At 35.9% G+C, this 20223-nt stretch carries 16 protein-coding genes; 14 read left to right on the top strand and 2 right to left on the bottom strand.

Going from position 1 to position 20223, the window contains the following annotated elements; genetic code table 11:
* From PMI13_RS14090 to PMI13_RS14080, 3 genes are all read left to right on the top strand, one after another.
* The coding region (locus PMI13_RS14090) for a hypothetical protein (protein ID WP_007844841.1) at positions 1-723 on the top strand (723 nt) is incomplete at its 5' end.
* A gap of 139 nt (positions 724-862) precedes the next feature.
* Positions 863-1471 carry a TerD family protein gene (locus PMI13_RS14085; protein WP_007844840.1) on the top strand — a complete coding sequence of 203 codons (609 nt, stop codon included), beginning with the start codon at positions 863-865 and terminating at the stop codon, positions 1469-1471.
* Between the two features lie 198 nt (positions 1472-1669).
* Positions 1670-2704, top strand: coding sequence for a TerC/Alx family metal homeostasis membrane protein (locus tag PMI13_RS14080; protein WP_007844839.1), 1035 nt, complete (start codon positions 1670-1672; stop codon positions 2702-2704).
* Between the two features lie 71 nt (positions 2705-2775).
* On the opposite strand, the gene PMI13_RS14075 is transcribed toward PMI13_RS14080, so the two are convergent.
* Positions 2776-3774 carry a catalase family protein gene (locus PMI13_RS14075; protein ID WP_007844838.1) on the bottom strand — a complete coding sequence of 333 codons (999 nt, stop codon included), beginning with the start codon at positions 3772-3774 and terminating at the stop codon, positions 2776-2778.
* A gap of 196 nt (positions 3775-3970) precedes the next feature.
* Between PMI13_RS14075 and PMI13_RS14070 the strand changes: the two genes are divergently transcribed.
* The 5 genes from PMI13_RS14070 (at position 3971) to PMI13_RS14050 (ending at position 7851) form a co-directional block, all read left to right on the top strand.
* On the top strand, positions 3971-4405 hold the full coding sequence (locus tag PMI13_RS14070) for an FKBP-type peptidyl-prolyl cis-trans isomerase (protein ID WP_007844837.1): 435 nt from the start codon (positions 3971-3973) through the stop codon (positions 4403-4405).
* 117 nt (positions 4406-4522) lie between these two features.
* Positions 4523-5473, top strand: coding sequence for a hypothetical protein (locus PMI13_RS14065; RefSeq protein WP_007844836.1), 951 nt, complete (start codon positions 4523-4525; stop codon positions 5471-5473).
* A gap of 63 nt (positions 5474-5536) precedes the next feature.
* Positions 5537-5947: an Rrf2 family transcriptional regulator gene (locus tag PMI13_RS14060; protein ID WP_007844835.1), complete on the top strand. Its 411-nt coding sequence runs from the start codon at positions 5537-5539 to the stop codon at positions 5945-5947.
* A gap of 56 nt (positions 5948-6003) precedes the next feature.
* Positions 6004-6657 (top strand): NAD(P)-dependent oxidoreductase, encoded by a 654-nt coding sequence (locus PMI13_RS14055; protein ID WP_007844834.1) that lies wholly within the window; start codon positions 6004-6006, stop codon positions 6655-6657.
* Between the two features lie 15 nt (positions 6658-6672).
* Positions 6673-7851, top strand: coding sequence for an MBL fold metallo-hydrolase (locus PMI13_RS14050; protein ID WP_007844833.1), 1179 nt, complete (start codon positions 6673-6675; stop codon positions 7849-7851).
* 39 nt (positions 7852-7890) lie between these two features.
* On the opposite strand, the gene PMI13_RS14045 is transcribed toward PMI13_RS14050, so the two are convergent.
* The gene (locus tag PMI13_RS14045; RefSeq protein ID WP_007844832.1) at positions 7891-8925 is read right to left on the bottom strand and encodes a M23 family metallopeptidase; all 1035 of its coding nucleotides are present in this window, start codon (positions 8923-8925) and stop codon (positions 7891-7893) included.
* Between the two features lie 224 nt (positions 8926-9149).
* Here PMI13_RS14045 and PMI13_RS14040 point away from each other — a divergent pair, with 224 nt between their 5' ends.
* The 6 genes from PMI13_RS14040 (at position 9150) to PMI13_RS14020 (ending at position 20064) form a co-directional block, all read left to right on the top strand.
* On the top strand, positions 9150-10190 hold the full coding sequence (locus PMI13_RS14040) for an NAD(P)H-dependent glycerol-3-phosphate dehydrogenase (protein WP_051957084.1): 1041 nt from the start codon (positions 9150-9152) through the stop codon (positions 10188-10190).
* A gap of 233 nt (positions 10191-10423) precedes the next feature.
* A complete protein-coding gene (gene mqo / locus PMI13_RS14035; RefSeq protein ID WP_007844830.1) occupies positions 10424-11929 on the top strand; it encodes a malate dehydrogenase (quinone) in 1506 nt (501 codons plus the stop codon).
* Between the two features lie 259 nt (positions 11930-12188).
* Positions 12189-12344 (top strand): hypothetical protein, encoded by a 156-nt coding sequence (locus PMI13_RS21195; RefSeq protein ID WP_007844829.1) that lies wholly within the window; start codon positions 12189-12191, stop codon positions 12342-12344.
* Positions 12345-12473: 129 nt separating this feature from the next.
* On the top strand, positions 12474-12941 hold the full coding sequence (locus PMI13_RS14030; RefSeq protein ID WP_007844827.1) for a hypothetical protein: 468 nt from the start codon (positions 12474-12476) through the stop codon (positions 12939-12941).
* A 14-nt stretch (positions 12942-12955) separates the two neighbouring features.
* Positions 12956-19429, top strand: coding sequence for an RHS repeat-associated core domain-containing protein (locus PMI13_RS14025; RefSeq protein ID WP_007844826.1), 6474 nt, complete (start codon positions 12956-12958; stop codon positions 19427-19429).
* Positions 19426-20064 (top strand): hypothetical protein, encoded by a 639-nt coding sequence (locus PMI13_RS14020; RefSeq protein WP_007844825.1) that lies wholly within the window; start codon positions 19426-19428, stop codon positions 20062-20064. Before PMI13_RS14025 ends, PMI13_RS14020 begins: the two co-directional genes overlap by 4 nt.
* The last annotated feature ends 159 nt before the right edge of the window (positions 20065-20223 follow it).

Here is a 20223-nt window from a genome sequence, read left to right as displayed (position 1 = left end):
AAAAAAAAAAAGGAAAATGATTTATTGGCTGTTATTAACGAAATTAATATCAACAACCAATATATTTCTGGTTTTGAAGAAAGAAAGGCTGACAGTTTTGAAACAGACAGGAAGATATACAGCGGTATATTTTCCCAGCATTTAAGAAACCTGTATAAAGATCTTACAGAAGACAAGTTCACCTTAAACTGGAATGATGTCCTGTATTTTCATAAAAGATATGCCGCTGAATTTTACAGAATGCCGGCTGATGAAGCCCTGCTTAAGCTTCCTTCTGTACCTTCCTATCAGTATCAGGAGTATTTGATAGAAAGAAAATTATTGGGTAAGCTTAATATACAGAGTTTTAAAGTTCGTTTTGTATGCGGATTTCGTTTTGAAAGAAATGAATATGAATTATTTAAGATTTTCCAGTCAGATGAGCATTTCATTTTTGATGTAGAAGGCAGACGTATGTACCTGATTGATGAGGAGCTAAAAGACCTTGATACTTCGGAGAATGAATCCAATCAGGTTTCCATTATCAGCCAGCTGAAAAGAAAGAATGAAGAACTGGAAGAAACGATCGAAGAAAGAAAACGTAAACTTCCGGATGATGTGGAATCTGTATTAAAAGACTATCTTCGAAATCTGGAAAGTGTGGATATTATGAGTAAGATATTTGATGTGAATGAAGAAACAAATATTCTTCGGGCCATGTTAAATTTAAATTTAAATAATTAGCGGAGAGCAAAAGGCTAAATTGTAAAATCGTAAGAATGCAATAAATATGCAGTTTACAATAATGCGATCAGGCAGTTTCATGATTCAGCAATTTTATGATTTAACAAAAAAGATAAATAACTAAATATAAAAAGAAAATATGGCTATTAACTTACAAAAGGGTCAAAGGATTAACCTGACGAAAGAAAATGGTACAGCCCTTACACAGGCTTGTGTTGGGATAAACTGGGGTGCAATTGAGAAAAAAGGGTTTTTCGGAACTAAAAAAGAAGCGGTAGATTTAGACGGAAGCTGTATTCTGTACGATTCAAATAAAAATGCTACTGAGGTAATCTATTTCGGAAATCTTAAATCTAAAAACGGTTCTGTAAAGCACAGCGGAGATGATTTAACAGGTGATGTAGACGGAGATGACGGCCTTGACAATGAGGTGATCACTGTGGATTTCAGCCAGCTGGATGCTAATGTAGAGCATGTTGCCATGGTTCTGAACAGCTACAGGGGCCAGGATTTCGGGACGATACCTTTTGCATCGATCCGTATCTATGAAGGAACTCCTACGAATGTGAGAGAAGTTTTTGCTAAATATGATATTGCCAACGATGCATCTTTCAAAGGACATGTTGCTATGGTAATGGGGGTTTTCTACAAGAGAAACGGAGAATGGAAATTCAACGCTATCGGAGATCCTACTGCTGACAGAAAATTAGAAGAAACGATTAAGACGGTTCAGCAAAAATATTTATAAGAAAATATCAACGGGCTAAAATATTGATTTAATAGAATAGGGCTTAACCCCGTTCACGAAATTAAAAAACATTCAACCGGCTTTAGCCGAAACCTTTTTTATATTGAATTTTAAATTGTATTTTGTCAATTGAAATAAAAACAGCAATACCTGTACTTGTGCAGCTATTGCTTTATCGTATAATAACACATAATTAAAGTGGAAAAACATCAAAGTATTCTAGAACTGCATCCCGGTCTGGTGTGGGGATTTGCGATAACGGTGGTTATCATGTTGCTCCTGGATTTAGGAGTTTTCAATAAAAAAAGCCATGAGGTTTCCTCCAAAGAGGCTACCATCTGGTCTGTCATATGGATTTCATTATCCATGGTTTTCTCAGGCGTGGTATATTGGGTTTTCAGTGCAGACAGTCATGCACTTGCTGTAGAAAAATTTACGCAATATCAGGCTGCTTATTGGATAGAGAAAGCGCTTTCCGTAGATAATCTATTCGTATTTATTCTTGTTTTCGGATTCTTTAAAGTACCGAAATACCTTCACCACAAAGTGTTATTTTGGGGAATTATAGGGGCATTGGTATTCAGGGCAATCTTTATTTTTGCCGGGATAGGGCTTATTAACTTAACCTATCTTCCCGAAATGAATATTTTCGGGCATCCGGTGAAAATCAATATCGTAATGACGTTGTTTGGGTTGTTCCTTGTCTATGCAGGAATTAAATCCTGGGGTGAAGGTGATGATGGTGATGACGAAGATTACAGCAACACGGCAGGAGCGAGGCTGATAAAAAGTTTCTGGAAAGTTTCTGATAATTATGACGGAGATAAATTCTTCACGATACAAAACGGAATTAAAATGGCAACACCGCTTTTAGTCGTGGTTGGGGTAATTGAATTTACAGACGTTCTTTTTGCGGTAGATTCTATTCCTGCAATTTTTGCTATTTCTGATGATCCCTTTATCCTGTACACTTCAAATATTTTTGCAATTTTAGGGCTTAGATCATTGTATTTCCTGTTGGCAAATTTCATTTATATGTTCAGCAAGCTGCCTTATGGTTTAGCGATCATTTTATCCTTCATTGGAGTTAAAATGCTGATTGCGCCATGGATTCATATTTCATCCCCGGTTTCATTGGGAATTGTAGGTGGAGTCCTGGTGATCTCGGTGGTTTTATCCATCATGTTTCCCGATAAAAAGGAGGCAGAAAAAGAAGAATTAGAAGAAAACTAAAATATTATTTAAGGGCTTTACGAATTGTAAGGCCCTTTATTTTTTATATGATCAAAAGTAAAGGCAGGAAATTATCCGTGTAAAAGCTTATTAATCTTCCTTCTGGTCTGTAAAGAGATTTTGTAAGTTTCATCCCGCAATTTTTGTATTTTGCCTACCGGCTGAAAAAAAAGTTTGTTTTCAAAAGGATTAAAAGACATCAGCTCATTCTCACAATCACGGGCATCCAGTAAAGAGCCCTTTTCAATTTTCACTTCCCCGATCTTAAAGTAAGAAGAGTTTTTCCATTCCACATTGAGCTTATTGATGGGCTGGTCTTTCAGATCATAGCAAATCTGGATATAAACCCCACCGGTAAAATCATTTGATTTCACATATTTCTCGAGCGCTTCCCTGTTGTTTAATTTCTTTTCAAAATTCTTATCAACAGCTATCGGGCTCAGTTTTATTTTCATCATATAATCCCCAAGACGGTAGGCCCCTACAGAATAATAATCGAAAGACAGGATAAAATCATTCCGCTTCCTCAGCAGCTCAAAGCCGTTTTTTAAAAATGAAGTGGTGAAAAGAGCCGGGCATGCTTTCAGGATCTGTTGTATCAACGGAATCAAACTTCGCCATTTTTTCATTAAAAACCGGTTGACAGCAGTAAATAACTGTAAAAATGTACTTACCGAATTTACTGGAAACAGTGGGAAATTTACCAGAGGATAGTTGGCAAGTAAGCTGCCGTCTTCATCCTTTATCTTTACAGAAAACCCATAGGCAGGAATATCTTTTTTAGATGTATTGACTTTTAAATGAGCATTTGAGAACCGTATGACCAGATCATATCTTTCCTTATCAAAAAACGGTTTTAAATCATCGGAAACATCAGGATTGGGAAAAAACTGACCTTTTACAACGGCATACGTTTTAGCGTGTGCATTTCTTGTGGCATAATTGACATCACTTATGGAAGAAGACTGCTCTACAAAATCGGCAATGCTTTTTTTATTCACTTCGAGGAGCTCTTTCTCCTCTTCGCTCAGTTTATCAAAATTCTTATTATATTTTACTGGATCTGGCATTTAGTTTTTAAATTCAATTATAACGCCAAGTTCCGAGATGTGTGTTAACATAATATTAAGCTTGTTTGAACTTTTAAAAGGGAAGATATATGAACTTAAAAATCACATACTTGTGATAAATGTTTCGGGTAAAAACTTCTTACCTCCGGTTTCAGTCTTCCGGGAACAAAACTTATCTTTGTAAAAAAAATCAACAATGGGAGTAGCAGATATGTTATTTAAACGTAAAAAAGAGCAGGCTGAAAAAAATCTTAATGAAGGAAAAGCCTTTATGGAAGAAAATGCCAAAAAAGAAGGTGTTGTAACCTTGCCGAGCGGTTTGCAGTATGAAATCATTACTGAAGGTGACGGTGCCCAACCAAAAGCAAAAGACACCGTAAAATGCCATTATCACGGAACAACCATTAAAGGTGAAGTTTTCGACAGCTCTGTAAAAAGAGGGACTCCGGCATCTTTCCCGTTAAACCGTGTAATTTCAGGTTGGACAGAAGCGCTTCAGCTCATGCCGGTTGGAAGTAAATGGAGGTTGTTTCTTCCTCCGAATCTTGCCTATGGAGAAGAGCAGATCAGTAAAGAAATCGGACCAAACAGTACCCTTATTTTCGAAGTGGAATTGCTGGGAATTAAATAATCTGACCTTAAATATAGCTTAAAATTTACCTGTCTGACAGGTAAATTTTTTTATTTGTATTATATTAGTAATGCGTTAGCCTTTGCATATTCCGATTAACCCTAAAGAATTAAGTGAATGAGAAAGCTATTTTATCTTTTTGCTGTTTTTAGTTTATTAACTTCCTGCGTTTCTAAAAAAAATCAGGTCATAAAGCAAAACATACTTACCCTGAAAGATAGCTATTGCAAGGCTCCGTTCCAGTATAATTATACCAATAAGCTGCCGTCTTACAACTCAGATTCTATTTTAACGGCGAATAAGGAACTTAAGGGAATGTTTTCCGATCAGAGCATTCTGATCTTAAATGCCCTGGATAATCTTGATGAAGTACATGATATTATTGAACTTAAAAAAGATACTTCCCTTAGCTCACAGGTTAAAGTATTGCAGCTCAAAACCAAAATCAACAGCAAGATTACGATTGCTTTAACCGAACTGGATGCTGTAGCTGCAGAATTTGACTGTGAAGGAGAACGTGTAGCCCAGATCGGAAATTATGTGGACAACCTCAATGATTCGAGGAATAATAAGCTCATTCTGTATTCCATTGCGGCGGGAGCAGCAGCTTCTATTGCCGGAGGAATTGTAAAAGATAATAGCTGGAGTAATGCGATCGATATCAGTGGCGGGGTTCTGGGAGCGGGGTTTGGTTTGGCTACCCTTAATCCTAAAGGAAAAAAAGTGGAATTTATTCATCAGAGAAATCTTTTAAGGGATATCTGGCGTGAAAAACTGGAATCACCCAACTTCCCGCCGTTCATCTGGTATATGTATACCGAGAAAAAATTTTCCAATAAAGAAGAACATTCCATTATTCAGAATATGAAAGAAAGATGGCTTCATTACCAGTTTGATGACAGCCGGCAGGAAGCAGACGCATCGGTTATTTTCAGTGATGGAGGGTTTTATCGCTCTGATGATCTGCATAACAGGGCAGCCATGCTGAACCAGATGCAGTCGGCTACAAGAACAATTAATCAGAACATCAATTATTTACTTCTGGATCTGGATAAATTAATATTATAAAAAATAACTGTAATAAAATTTGTTACATTTAAAAACTTGTTATATCTTTGTTGTGTAATTATAATGAACAATACAAGATTTGCTACGGCAGTACATATTATGACCCTATTGACCAAAAGTCCTCAGGAATGGTTGACTTCCGAGTGGATGGCAGGTAGCATTAATATCAATCCTGTCATTGTACGTAAAGAGATCGGTGTTTTAAAAGAAGCAGGTCTGATTATAAGCCGACAGGGAAAAGAGGGCGGAAGCCAGCTTGCTAAAAATGCGGACCAGATCAGTATTTCCGAAATATATTCTGCCATAAAAAATACTGAAGTTTTAGGAAAGAAAAACAATAATCCGAATCCTGCATGCAGTGTAGGAAAAGAAATCAACACTCATTTAAATACATTATTTGAAGAAACAGACCGATTGGTCTTCAATTTTTTAGGGGATAAATCATTGAAAGAATTTGCAGATCAGTTTAGCTAAAATTTTTTATCCATAAATGTAACAAGACTTATTACAATTAATTAAAATAGAATAGTATGAAAAAAGTAGCAGTAATTGGTGCGACAGGATTTGTAGGTTCACACGTAGTGAAAGAATTGGAAAACAGAGGATACGCGGTAGAAGCTATCGTGAGAGATGCCTCCAAAATCGGACAGAATGAAAAAGTAACAGCGAAAAGCGTTGATGTAAACAATGTGGATGAATTGGCAGAAAACCTAAAAGGAAGCGATGCTGTGATCAGTACTTTTAATGCAGGATGGACGAACCCCAATCTTTATAACGATTTCCTCACAGGTTCTGAAAACATTGAAAAAGCAGTGGAAAAGTCCGGAGTAAAAAGATTAATCGTTGTAGGAGGTGCCGGAAGCCTTTATACACCAGACAATGTACAGATTGTAGATACTCCAGACTTCCCGGAGGCATACAAACCCGGAGCAACTGCAGCGAGAGATTATCTAAACAAAATTAAAGAAAACAATACCTTAGACTGGACTTTTTTCAGCCCTGCAATAGAAATGAATCAGGCGAATGTAGGAACCAGAACAGGAAAATACAGAACCTCTCTTGAAATCCCGGTTTTTGATGAAAACGGAAGAAGTATCCTTTCTGTAGAAGATGTGGCGGTTGCTCTGGTGGATGAACTAGAACAGAACAACCACATCCGTGAACGTTTTACAGCAGCGTATTAATTCAAAAAAAGTACAATGACGTTGAAAAAGAAATTATTATCATTCGTTGCATTATTAGGTTTTGTAAGTACTTTATTCGCGGGAGGTCTGAAGATTAAAATATATAATCCGGGAGCAAAAGCGATTTTTCCCATTACATCGACCATAGTTTATGGGGATAAAGATGCGATACTTGTAGATGCACAATTTCAAAAACAGTATGCAGGGCAGCTTGTGAAAGAAATAAAAGCTACTGGAAAGAACCTGACTACAGTTTTTATTTCCCATAGCGACCCCGACTTTTATTTCGGATTGGATGTGATCAAGAAAGCATTTCCCAACGTGAAAATTATTTCAACTGCTCAGACGGCTTATCTTATTTCTGCCTCAAAAGATGATAAATTGGCCGTATGGAAACCACAGCTGAAAACAGATGCCCCGTCAGAAATCATTATCCCGGAAGCGGTTAATACGATTCCTGATCTCGAAGGAAATAAAATTGAAATTAAACAGAATGCTGATGACCCGGCTCACAGTTTCCTCTGGATTCCTTCACTTAGAACAGTTTTAGGCGGAATTTCAGTTTCGGCTGATTCCCATCTCTGGATGGCAGATACCCAGAATAAAGAAGCTGTTAACCAATGGATCGGACAAATCGATGCGATGAAAGCATTACATCCTGCACAGGTTATTCCCTCCCATTTTGCAGCATTGTCTTTATCTCCTGATTCCCTGGATTTTGTTAAAGGTTATCTTGAAAATTATAGACAAGCGGTAAGTGAAAATAAAACCTCAGAGCCTATTGTGAATTTTATGGTCAACAAATATCCCAAGCTTCCGGGGAAAGATGAATTGGTTATGGGAGTAAAAGTTTTTCTCGGAGAAATAAACTGGGATTTAAAATCTCCTTATCCGGCAATCGGTCATAAGATTAAAGCAGGTTTCGGAACGATGGAATTCATCCTGGATTTTAAAGACAATAAAATAATGTCTTTCATCGGAACAGAAGGGGAATCAAAAGGAATTAAGGAAACCATTCAATATAGCGCAGTAGAAATAGCTGAAAATATATTTATGGTCTATTGGCACGAACCTCAGTCGGGGATGAATATAACCCACATTCAGGATTATAACAAAAACATAATTTATACGAATATTTCAGGAGCAGACGGATCCTTCAAACATCTGAAAGGTACACTGAGTATCCTGAAATAAATTATAAAAAAAACTGCTGTCGGAAGACAGCAGTTTTTTTTATAAATTCATAAACAGTTTCGGGTTGACCGGCGTATTGTTTTTATGTACTTCGTAATGAAGGTGTGGCCCGGTAGAACGTCCGGAATTTCCTGATTTGGCTATAACCTGCCCCACTTTTATTTTATCATTAGCTCTTACGATAAGCTCTGATAAATGACCATAAAGGGTCGCCAGACCATTTCCATGAGAAACAATCACGCAGTTTCCGTAACCTCCTTTTTGTCCGGAAAAAATGACCGTACCGGCTGCAGTTGCTCTTACATCAGAACCGAAAGCAACGGCAATATCAAGGCCTTTATGAAACTGCATCTGGTCAGCTTCTGCAGGGGGATTATTTTTTTCAACAGGAGTTTTTGATGATGCAGTACCGGCAACAGCTCTTGTAGAATTGCTGGAAGAGGCCGGAGCAGATGGAGTAGCGGTGGCAACTTTTGGCGTTACCATTACTTTTACCTCTCTTTTAGTTCCATAGCTGTCAGTTATTTCAATAATCCTTTCAACAGGTTCTGCTTTTACTTCAGGCTTTGCAGCAGCAACAGTTGCAGGTTTTGTGATAGCAGAGGAGCCTGATTTCACAGAGGCAAAAACTGTTTTATATGGAATCGGGTTTTTTCTGATCCCGAAATTGGAAGAAATATATCCGTCAGTAGGCATTCCCAGCGGAACCTCCATCAGTTTTTTCTGTAAATCCATTAAATACTGGCTGTATCTGTTGGCTTGCTTTGCTAAATAAACGGAATTGGAAATACTGTCTTTACTCAGAACCATCAGCTTTTCATTCGGAATGTCTTTCGCTTTCAGGAATGAATTGAGTTGTGCTACACTTTGATCTACCAAACTAAGATCGGTTTTCATTTTTAAATAATCTACACTGTCTCTTTCAGTGTTTATTTTGACAAGGTTCACCTCGTAGGTTTTGTCATCCCTTCCGGAAAACAACTTTGCGATGAAAATGCCTTGTGCAAAAACTACTAGTAAAAGTCCTCCTAAGAGAATATTTACGTTCTTTTTGCTGCTTAGAAATTTCTTCATATTTCTTTTCTCTTAGAATTAAAACGGTTTTAAGGGTGCAAATTTAATTAAAAATAAGTTTTATAAATTATTTCTAATAAAAAATGAGTTATTTCTGTAATTAACGTTGTTTTATCTGTTTAATTGTATTGAAGTGTTAATTTTTTCTAAAAATGGGTTTTATCATCCTTTCAGAAGCACTGTTAAATCTTTGTTTTAATATATTTGCAGTTCACATTTCAATTATGGCAAAAAAGAAAATTATTTCAGAATCTCCAGATCCGAAAAAACACAAAAATGATATTACCATAGGGGTAGTGGGAAGTGGAAGTTTTGCAACTGCAATCGTAAAAATGCTTGTTGAAAACTGTAAAATAGTGCACTGGTGTGTAAGAAGTGAATTTGTAAAAGGGGCCATTGAGCTTCGCGGACACAACCCGACTTATTTAACGGCAGTAAACTTCAATCTTAAAAATTTAAAGCTTACTACAGATATTAACGAGCTTGTTACGGCATGTGATGTGGTGGTTTTAGCCACACCTTCCATTTATCTTTCAAATACACTGGATAAAATGAACTGTGAATATAAGGATAAAATCTTTGTATCGGCAATTAAAGGGATTATTCCCAAAGTGAATGATGTTGTAGCCCATTACCTGAGAGATGAATTCCAGATCGGATTCAGAAACCAGGCGGTCATTGCAGGCCCTTGTCATGCAGAAGAAGTCGCTATGGAAAGATTATCCTATCTTACAATTGCTACCGTAGAAGATGAAGTTTCTGAAAAGCTGCTGGATGTTTTTAACTCTGATTTTATTAAAGTACATTCCAGCAAAGATATTTTAGGAAACGAATACAGTGCGATTCTTAAAAATATTTTTGCCATCGGGGCCGGAATTGCAAGCGGATTAGGCTATGGAGACAACTTTACGGCGGTTTTCGTTTCGAATGCGATCCGTGAAATGGAAACTTTCCTGGAAGCCATCTATGAAGCACCGAGAGATGTAAATGAAAGTGCCTATCTGGGTGATTTACTCGTAACGGCTTATTCATTATTCTCAAGAAACAGGAATTTAGGAAACCTTATCGGAAAAGGATATACCGTGAAATCTGCAATCCAATCGATGAACATGGTTGCAGAAGGCTATTATGCAGCCGATTCAATTTATAAAACGGCAAAGCAAAAACATCTTAAGCTGCCGATCATTGATACGATTTACGGAATTTTGTACGAAGGTAAAAATGCAGAAAAGCAGTTTAGAAAACTGACTACAAAATTGAATTAATATACATCATAGAGGAAACATTTTCAGTTCTGTTCAGGATGACAGGTTCGTATTAGAAGTGTCATCCTGAACAGAGTTTCTATTGACGAACTAAGAAAATTTAATTGTTACTTTCGGTCATCTTTTTTTGCAGAATCCGGAAGTGTTTTTATATCAAAAATTAACGTGTTAAAATCGTTAAACGAGTTCCTGTTTTTAAAACTTTTCCCGAAATTTGATATAAATTTTAGATTATGTCACAATCGCTAACAAGCAGAACACCGAAACCAAAATACGACGTTGTACTCATAGGAGGCGGAATTATGAGCGCCACTTTAGCCACTTTATTACACGAATTTGATCCCAATCTGGAAATCGCAATTTTTGAAAGGCTGGGCAGGTTTGCCAAAGAAAGTACAGCCGCCTGGAACAATGCAGGCACCGGCCATTCAGCGTTTTGTGAGCTTAATTATACCCCCGAAAAACCCGATGGAACCATAGATATTTCAAAAGCTGAAAGTATTGCAGAGCAGTTTGAAATTTCAAAACAGTTTTGGTCTTACCTGATTCATAAAGGGTATATTCAGGATCCAAAAGATTTTATTAATTCCTGCCCGCATATGAGTCTGGTATTTGGTGAAAAGGATGCAGAATATCTGAGAAAGCGACATGATAAAATGATCCAGTCTGTTTTATTTTCCGGAATGGAATTTTCAACAGATCACGAAAAGCTGAAAGAATGGATTCCGTTAGTGATGAGCAAAAGAAATCAGTCTGAAGTAATGGCTGCTACTAAAATGGACCTGGGGACTGATGTAAACTTTGGAACGTTAACCAGAAAAATGGGACGTCACCTGTTGGAGGATTCCAATGTTGAGGTTTTTCTGTATCATGAAGTGAAAGATGTAGATCCGAGAGCCGATGGAAAATGGGAAATGAAAGTAAAAGACAGGATTCACAGCCATAAGCAGGAAGTCGTTGCCGATTTTGTATTTATCGGTGCCGGAGGATATGCATTACCCTTACTGGACAGCTCAGATATTAAGGAAAGTGAAGGCTACGGAGGTTTCCCGGTTTCCGGAGAATGGCTGGTAACTCATAATCCTGAACTGGTAAAAAAACACCAGGCAAAAGTATACACCCAGGCAACGGTGGATGCTCCGCCAATGTCTGTTCCCCATTTGGATTTAAGAATTATTGATGATGAGAAAGCGCTTCTTTTCGGTCCTTTTGCAGGTTTTTCAACCAAATTCCTTAAAGAAGGAAGCTACCTTGATTTGCCGGAAAGCATCAACACAAAAAATATAAGATCGCTGTTCGGAGCTTGGTGGCACAATATTCCTTTAACGAAATACCTTATTCAGCAGGTAGCGATGACCAAATCACAAAGGATGCAGCACTTGAGAGAGTTTGTAAAAGATGCGAAAGAAGAGGACTGGGAATTGAAAGTGGCAGGACAACGGGTTCAGGTGATTAAAAAAGATGAAAAAGAAGGAGGAAAACTGGAATTCGGAACCGAAGTGGTAGTCAATAAATCAGGAACGATCGCTTCATTGTTAGGAGCTTCGCCGGGAGCCTCCACAGCTGCATATGCGATGTTGAATGTTCTGGAAAAATGTTTCCCTGAAAAACTTCATGGAGAATGGAAAGATAAATTATTGGAAATCATTCCTTCTTACGGTCAAAAACTGGCAGGTAATCCTGAACTTACCGAAAAAGTAAGAGGATATACAAAAGAGAAACTGGAATTGGAATATTAATAAAAAATAAAAATTTTTTAAGCAGAGCTGTTATTTGAAACAGACAGACCTTCATCCGATGGACGAAGGTTTTTTTATTTAAAATTAACTTCAGAATTTTAAATAGGCTTGCTAAACACGACAAGTTCTGTCGCATTGTAGCGTTAGTTTTGCATTGATAAAAAGTTTGTGTTAAATCCTTCATATACATCTTTTTACCGTGAAATAAAATAACTACTTTTGCAGCAAATTAAAAAACAAATAATAACTAAACACAAGTATGAAAAAACTCTACACGGGTGTACTTACAATGTGCACTGTTTTGGGCGTGTCTGCCCAGGATGTGGTATGGCAAAAAGATATTAAATCCTCTACCCAGGATTTTTTAAACCATGTCTTCACAACATTTAATAAAATTAATACATTCGTAAATTAAAAACACAAAAAAATGAAACAAAAATTAATTCCCTTGGCATTATTGACCTTAATATGTACAATTATTACAACCTGTAATTTGGTATATACTACCAACAATGTCTTTACCTATCACTAAAAATTAGTACCTATGAGAAAAAAAATGTTCTCCCTATTATCTTTATTAATAGGTTTTTTTGGATTTTCACAAACGGAAGTCTATTTCAAGTATGATGAGGCGGGAAACCAACGCTATCGTGGCACAGATACCAATGCCAAACAGGCTCCTGATACTTTATCAAAAACTGAATCAAAAACAACTTCTTTAGCTGGAGCCGAAGTAATGGATGAGAAAGCATTTTGGAAGCAAATACGTTTGTATCCTGTTCCTGTTAATGATGTACTAACTATTGATTGGACTGAGGAAGTCGATGGTGTGATTGAATCCGTCTCTCTTTATCAACACAGCACAGTTCACTGGAAATTTCAGCAGCAGAATTTACCTGATCTTAACAAACAAATCAAAATCAACATGACAGGTTATGACTGGGGAGTGTACGTATTGCGATTTACCTTAAAAGATGGCAGAATTTTCAGTAAAAATATCACAAAACGATAATACAAAACACAACTATGAAATTTCATAACAAAAAAAAGAGATCCTTTTCATCCTTTGTACTGCTTCTGATCTCATTGGTGGGTTTTGCACAAACCACACCGGTACAGAATTTTCATGATACCAAAGGGAATATTGATGTCAATGGAGCCGGACAGCTTCAGTTTACTTTACCAATCGCTTTACCGCCCGGTATAAAAAGCGTAGCACCGCAGGTAAATCTTGTTCATACCAACGGATCGTCCAATGGAATTGCGGGATATGACTGGAATATTTCCGGGATTACTTCAATTTCAAGAGCCGGAAAAAATATTGAAAAGGATGGAGAAATGAGAGGTATTCAGTTAGATTATTCGGATTTTTATAATTTCAATGGACAAAGGTTGATTTTAAAGTCTGGTGAATACGGAAAAGATGGAGCAGAATACGTTACAGAAAAATTTTCCAATACAAAAATTAAATCTATTGGTACTATTACGGGGCAAACATGGAAAGGACCCGAATATTGGGAGGTCACCTATGCTGATGGCACACAAGCTTGGTATGGAGGAATAGGTTCAGGTGTTAGCAACGCCAGAACTCCATTGGAATATAATATTGTAAAATGGGAAGACCCGCAGGGAAATTATATCACGTATAATTATACACAGACCACAGGAACTAATGTCGCAGTAATTTCTTCAATTAAATGGGGAGGAAATGAAACTCTGGGGAAGCCACATTTTAATGAAATTGAATTTAATTATAATGTAACGACAACACGAGGGCTTAAAGAACAATCTTATTTGAATGGTATATCCCTTGTTCAGGATAAGTTATTAAACACTATTGCTGTAAAAACCAATACCTCCCAGTTTAGAAAATATGATATAATATACAAATCTGACGATACAAAATATCAATTTGTAGAAAAAATACAGGAATATAATTCAGAAAACCAGCCTGCAAATCCTATTGAATTTTATCGGAATGAAGAGCAGTCAGATAGCAGCTATATTACTGATTCGTCAGATCTCTACAATTTTATTTTAAGTGGTGATTTTCGTGGAACACACACGACAGACTTTATCTTAAATAAATCACCGTTAACCGGTGAAGATGGTTATTATTTGCTTTATGGGGGATTTTCCAGTACTCAACATTACTTGGGTACAGAAAATGTGTATAATGGTGCAATTCCCATAATTATTAAAGATACTAATAATAATGTCAGCAGCAGACAAGGATTTGTTTCTTATTCTATCAATTCCACAACAAAAGACTTAACCCTTAGCTATTATATTATCGATTTAACAAAGCCGGTGAATGCATTACAGTTAGTAGGAACAAAAGTTATTGCACGCAATCAATGGGATGAAAGTGAAAGCGATTTTTCCGACCCTTTCAATACATATAAAAAAACAAGTAATATAACGAAACTTATTCAATATGATATTGAAGGAGATGGTGTACCGGAGGTCTTAATAGCAAAAAAGAACACTATAACAAATAGAATATGTACTGCACCGGAAAACTCACTGCCAACAGAGGACGATTGTGAAACATTTACCCATGATGAGCATAAATATATTGTAGTCAGACAGCAAGACAATTCCTTTCCCTTTTTTCAATTTGATTTTGATAAAAGTGAAAATCTTTTGTTTGGTGACTTTAATGGTGATGGAATTGATGACATAGGGAAATCTGTTCTTACCACAAGTACGACCATCAATGGAGAGTCTGTACCGGCAAATACCTTACAGACATATAACCTGAAAAAAGATGGACAAGGAAATTTAAGCTTATCTCAGGTTTTTTCAGCCGATTATTCCGGGCTTTCTACCCATACTCAAATTGGTGATTTTAATGGGGATGGTATATCAGATTTATTTGTGCGTACCAACGTTAATAATCACTACATTATAAACCTGAATACTGGCAAAAACTTTGTAAAAACAGCTTATTTTAATGATTTTAATTTAACTGATGGCTATACCAGTTCCCAAAATGGCAGTTATTCTACAGCCAAACTTTTAGACATTAACTCAGATGGTAAGTCTGATATTATAAATTTTAATACCAGCTATAATATTGCCTCACCTACTTCTGCAAGTTCCTCATTTACAATAAAAGTAAGTGAAAATCAGGGTTATTCAGATGGTAAGATCCAATTTGGAGCTAACCCGGCTGTTACTAAAAATTTTCCTGGCCCTTTTATTTTTAGAGAGATTTTAGGATTATGGAAGAATGATTTGCATATTTATAGTCCTACTTCAAATCCAAATGAAGGAAATATATATTATTTTTCTCATTATTCTAATCTTCAAAAGTCATCAATCAATAAGATTATACAGGGAGGAATAACAACATTAATTACTTATGATGGTGGTTATGGTGCTAGTTGGGCATGTCAATCATGTTACAAGCCAATAAAAAATGAACAATATCCGTTAATGGAGCTAGGGAATATAAATTCAAAGCTAGTTTCACAAATTTATGAAAGTGGTAACCAGGTTAATAGATATAAACAGTTCCGCTATCGTGGGCTTATGATAAACCTGCACAATAAGAAGACTATTGGTTTTCGACAAATGGCGAGTTCTTCATGGTATAATGATAATTCCTGGTATCCTGATGATTCTGAAAAAAATATAAAAATATGGAATGGTATTGAAATTGATCCTTTGCAGGAAGGAGCACCGGTTAAAGAATGGTTGACCAGAGCTACTAATGAGGATTTGAAAATCTTTCCGACAGATATTTCTGTAAATAATACGCAGCTACTCAGCTTTAAATCTACAAACTATCAAACTGATAAGCTTTTGAACGGTCAGGTAGTAACTGTCATTCCTGATGCAGATAAGGCTAAAGTAGTTAGGATGATTCTTCCTAAAACAAGCAAAGGAAAAAATTTCTTAACGGGAGCCATTACAGAAAGCACAGTTACTTATGGTGAGTATTATCTGCCATCACAGACTGTCTCGAAGGTCAATACTTCATATGCGGTGACAACTTCTGATTACCTGTATGACAACAATCCTTCAGGAGCGGGGGCAAACTATTACATAGGGCGTCCAAAGTCCAACATAAAAACTGTCCAGGCATACAGTGACAGCAAGGGCAGTAAAGAAGAATTCACCTACGAAAATAACCTTGTAAAAACCATAAAAAATTGGAACAGGGATAATACTGCCTATACCTTAGATACTTTTACTTATGACAGCTTTGGAAACATCACAAAGAAAGTATCAGGCAATAGCATAGATTCCGGGACTATAACATCAGGGTACGAGTATGATCCTAAAGGCAGGTTTGTAGTAAAGCAAACCGATAATTTAGGATTACAAACCGGGATTAATTACAATGATTGGGGACAAATAACAACTAAAACAGATCCCTTTAATAATACAACTACCAATACATATGACGGTTGGGGTAAATTATTAACTTCCACAACCAATTTAGGGGGAACTATTTCGTATCAATATGAAAGAGATATTAAATCCAATAGCATTGTTACCCAAAGTGCTCCGGATGGTAATGTATCTAAAAAATATACCAATATATGGGGACAGGATTACAAAACTTCAACTAAAGCTTTTGGTCAGGGGCAGTTTGTATCACAAGAAACACTATTTGATTTTTTAGGCAGGAAGGTTAAAGAATCAGAGCCTTACTTTGAGGGGCAAAACGCCAGCCAGTGGAATATCTTTGCCTATGATGACACTGTATATCCGGCAAAAGTAACTGCAACTGCATTTACGGGTAAGCAGACAACAACGAGTGTTTCAGGTTTAACAACAACTGTTAAAGAGGTAAACGGGTATGGAAGAACAACTTCCAAGACTGCCGATGCTTTAGGCAATATAATTTCTACGACAGATGAAGGGGGAACCATAAAGTTTTCTTACAATGCTGCAGGAGAGCAGACTGAGGCTAAATATGCTGAAAATATTGTAACGACTAAATATGATTCCTGGGGGCGAAAATCAGAATTTAATGATCCTTCAAATGGGGTGTATAAATATGAATATGACGGATTTGGAAGAGCTAAAAAAACGATTAGTCCCAAAGGTCGAAAAGAATATATCTACAATAATTTGGGACAGCTTATCAACCAGGTAGAATTATCATCGGATGGGGTTTCTACCATTAAAAATATTACCTTTAGCTATGACGGTTTCGGCAGGATTACTTTAAAATCGGGAACATCGAACGGAAAATCTTACAGTAGAGGCTTTGGATATGACACTTTTGGTAGAATAATATCAAGTATTGAAAATAGTAATGGTAGAATTTACATCCAAAATGGGATTCTGTACGACGATAGGTCAAGGGTTACATCTTATACGAAAAGTTTAACTTCCTCCGGTACTGTTACTGAGGTTACGATCATGCACAAGTATAATAATTGGAACGGTGAACTATATCAATTAACGGATAAAAAAACAGGCTTAATTCTTTGGGAGCTTCAAGGTGCCAACGCCAAAGGGCAGGTACTTAAATCTAAATTAGGTACTTCCACCATTAATAATACCTATGATAGTAATGGGTTCTTAACCAATATCAATCATTCATCTGCTGTAAAACCAAACATTCTTCAGCTATCTTATTCATTTGATGCCATAAAAAATGAGTTGAAAAGTAGAACTACCGGAGGAGATTTTAATATAATTGAGTCATTCGATTATGATACTAATAACCGACTCATAAACTGGACAGATCCTGTAACGGGAGTTAAGCCATCCGGCAATCGAAATACATATGATGTTAAAGGAAGAATAACACAAAACGACCAGGTGGGTACAATCAAATTTGGAAATTCTTCTAAGATTTACCAGCCAACAGGAATGACTTTAAATGCAGCCGGAACCCAGAATTATAATAATGACCTCATCCAGGTCATTACCTATAACGAAAATAATGATCCTGTATTTGTTGACGGGCTAAAAGGAGATGTAAATTTTGAATATGGAATAACATCGATGCGTCAGAGAGTTTCCTATGGAGGTAATTTTGAACCCGGTAAGATAGGTAAATTCACAAAATTATATAGTGAGGATGGGAGCTTTGAAGTAATTATTGATAATAATGCTAAATTAGAAAAACATATTCTCTATATCGGAGGAACACCTTATGAGAGCAATATTCTTTATTTGAAGAATTATAAAGATACATCAGGTTCTTACAAATTCTTGCATAAGGATTATATTGGCAGTATTTTAGCTGTCAGTGATGAAACAGGTAAAAAATTAGAACAAAGACACTTTGATGCATGGGGGAATTTGACGCATTTACAGATAGGTAATGGAAGTATAATTACCGGAAAATCTGCAGTAGAGGAAGCCATAGCAAAAAATGGTCTAATTACTGATCGTGGTTATACAAGCCATGAACATTTCTTTGAGGTTGGGGTCATCCATATGAATGGAAGACTATATGATCCGCTATTGAGAAGGTTCTTAAATGCTGACGAAAATATACAGGATCCTACCAATACCCAGAATTATAATAAGTATGGGTATGTAATGAATAACCCGATGATGTATAATGATCCGAGCGGAGAGTTTTGGGGGTGGTTTATTGGAGCTATAGTAGGAAGTTATTTAAGTGGAGTCCAGGCCAATCATGGAAATTGGAATCCTGTAAAATGGGACTGGAAAAGCACCTGGGGAGCCGTCGTTGGAGGAGCATTCGCCGGGGCGGCTCTTGGCCAGGGGATAAGTAATATTAGTGTAACCGGAACAAAAATGATTCAAAATTCCGTAGTTGGTGCTGTTGGAAGCATATTTAACGGACTGGCCAATGGTCAAAATATTTTTAAAAGTGCATTAACAGGATTTACAGGAATAAATTATTCATTTAATTTATCCGGTAATAGTATAACTTCTACAAATATGACCGGATACAGTATAAGTGAAATGCTTGTTAATAATGATAATACATTAAATGGAGCAACTGAGGTTGAATTTTCAATGGATACTGTAATGAAAGTAGATCAGGACAGGTATAAAGGACAATTGATAAGGGGTAGTTATCATAAAGTAGATGAAACATCTGATCTTAGCCCATATTTGAGAAAGAGTGGTTATTCATATGGAAGCAAAAATAACCTTATTATAAATGGTAACGGTCAGGAAGTTTGGGGAGTAACAGAGAAAGTTACTCATAATGGTATGGTTGTCAAACAAAGAATTTATTTGCCTAAAGGAACATTTGTTAGTTTAGAACAATTAGATTTAACTATGGGACATGAGATATTTCATACTATTTTAAATAATGCTAGAATTTTTGATGTAGAAAAAATTACCGCCACTAATCAACGTGTTAAATTACATGAATATTATACTTCCAGATGGGAACAGCAATACATTATGTTTAGGAAGTGGGAAAGACTTAATTTGAATATGGGCTCATTTAATACAGAAATCCAAACGTATGATGATTTAGAACCATTGATGAATAAAATAAAACCAATTTATAACAATTATTTAAAAAGCACTTTAAAATGAGAAATATTACATTAACTCTATTAATAATATTTTGCTTATTGTCTTGTAAACGAGAGCAGAAAAAGAGTGGCGTCTTCAGCTTAAAGTATGTTAAAAATAATAATGAGTTGATTCTTATATTTGAAAATAATACTTCTCAAAATATTGTTTTTCCAGTACCTAACACTCTTGAATTTGGAGATAAGAATTTCAAAGATTTTTCTACTCAGGGTAATATGGAAGGCTCTTATCCAATTTCAGTTTATGCAATAATGAAGGATAATCAATCTTCAAAATTTTATCAAAAAAAATTAGATAGTATTAGGAATTCCAATTTAACAGAGAGAGGTATGGCTGATTTAATAAATCAAATGATGCCAAGTGATGGGGATTCTGTATTTTATTTAAATAGAAATGGAAAATTGAGAGTAAAATACAATTTAATTATCAAGCAATCCCCTCCAACACATAATTATTCTTCTAAATTTAAGCAAAATTATTATCCATATAATAAAGTTCTAAAAGGAGATTATCCTGAGGGAGAATATTTACGGAGATTTTCAAAAATTGATTTCGGGAAGGCTAAGTTTATAGCACAACCCATCATAAATGATAGTTTGTTTTTGAATATCTCACAAAATGATGTTAATAAATAGCAGTATCTTAATAAAAGAGTGAATAGCTATTGTTTTTTAATTATATTTGAATGATCTACGTAAAATAAATTATTTTAATAACAATAAAAAACCTTCTTGATGATTTTGAAGACTTACCCTTTTTCAAACAGTTGATAAATATAAAATATTCTCTAATTG

It is taken from the genome of Chryseobacterium populi (assembly GCF_000282115.1).
GTDB classification, from domain to species: domain Bacteria; phylum Bacteroidota; class Bacteroidia; order Flavobacteriales; family Weeksellaceae; genus Chryseobacterium; species Chryseobacterium populi.
The sequence above is the reverse complement of the archived record's forward strand: the minus strand, read 5'-3'. Positions and strand labels throughout refer to the sequence as shown.

Coding starts and splice junctions, on each gene's coding strand:
- PMI13_RS21195 (WP_007844829.1), top strand. CDS start 12,189: ATGAAAAAACTCTACACGGGTGTACTTACAATGTGCACTGTTTTGGGC.
- PMI13_RS14065 (WP_007844836.1), top strand. CDS start 4,523: ATGAGAAAGCTATTTTATCTTTTTGCTGTTTTTAGTTTATTAACTTCC.
- PMI13_RS14055 (WP_007844834.1), top strand. CDS start 6,004: ATGAAAAAAGTAGCAGTAATTGGTGCGACAGGATTTGTAGGTTCACAC.
- PMI13_RS14040 (WP_051957084.1), top strand. CDS start 9,150: ATGGCAAAAAAGAAAATTATTTCAGAATCTCCAGATCCGAAAAAACAC.
- PMI13_RS14075 (WP_007844838.1), bottom strand. CDS start 3,774: ATGCCAGATCCAGTAAAATATAATAAGAATTTTGATAAACTGAGCGAA.
- PMI13_RS14070 (WP_007844837.1), top strand. CDS start 3,971: ATGGGAGTAGCAGATATGTTATTTAAACGTAAAAAAGAGCAGGCTGAA.
- PMI13_RS14030 (WP_007844827.1), top strand. CDS start 12,474: ATGAGAAAAAAAATGTTCTCCCTATTATCTTTATTAATAGGTTTTTTT.
- PMI13_RS14050 (WP_007844833.1), top strand. CDS start 6,673: ATGACGTTGAAAAAGAAATTATTATCATTCGTTGCATTATTAGGTTTT.
- PMI13_RS14025 (WP_007844826.1), top strand. CDS start 12,956: ATGAAATTTCATAACAAAAAAAAGAGATCCTTTTCATCCTTTGTACTG.
- PMI13_RS14085 (WP_007844840.1), top strand. CDS start 863: ATGGCTATTAACTTACAAAAGGGTCAAAGGATTAACCTGACGAAAGAA.
- PMI13_RS14020 (WP_007844825.1), top strand. CDS start 19,426: ATGAGAAATATTACATTAACTCTATTAATAATATTTTGCTTATTGTCT.
- PMI13_RS14060 (WP_007844835.1), top strand. CDS start 5,537: ATGAACAATACAAGATTTGCTACGGCAGTACATATTATGACCCTATTG.
- PMI13_RS14045 (WP_007844832.1), bottom strand. CDS start 8,925: ATGAAGAAATTTCTAAGCAGCAAAAAGAACGTAAATATTCTCTTAGGA.
- mqo (WP_007844830.1), top strand. CDS start 10,424: ATGTCACAATCGCTAACAAGCAGAACACCGAAACCAAAATACGACGTT.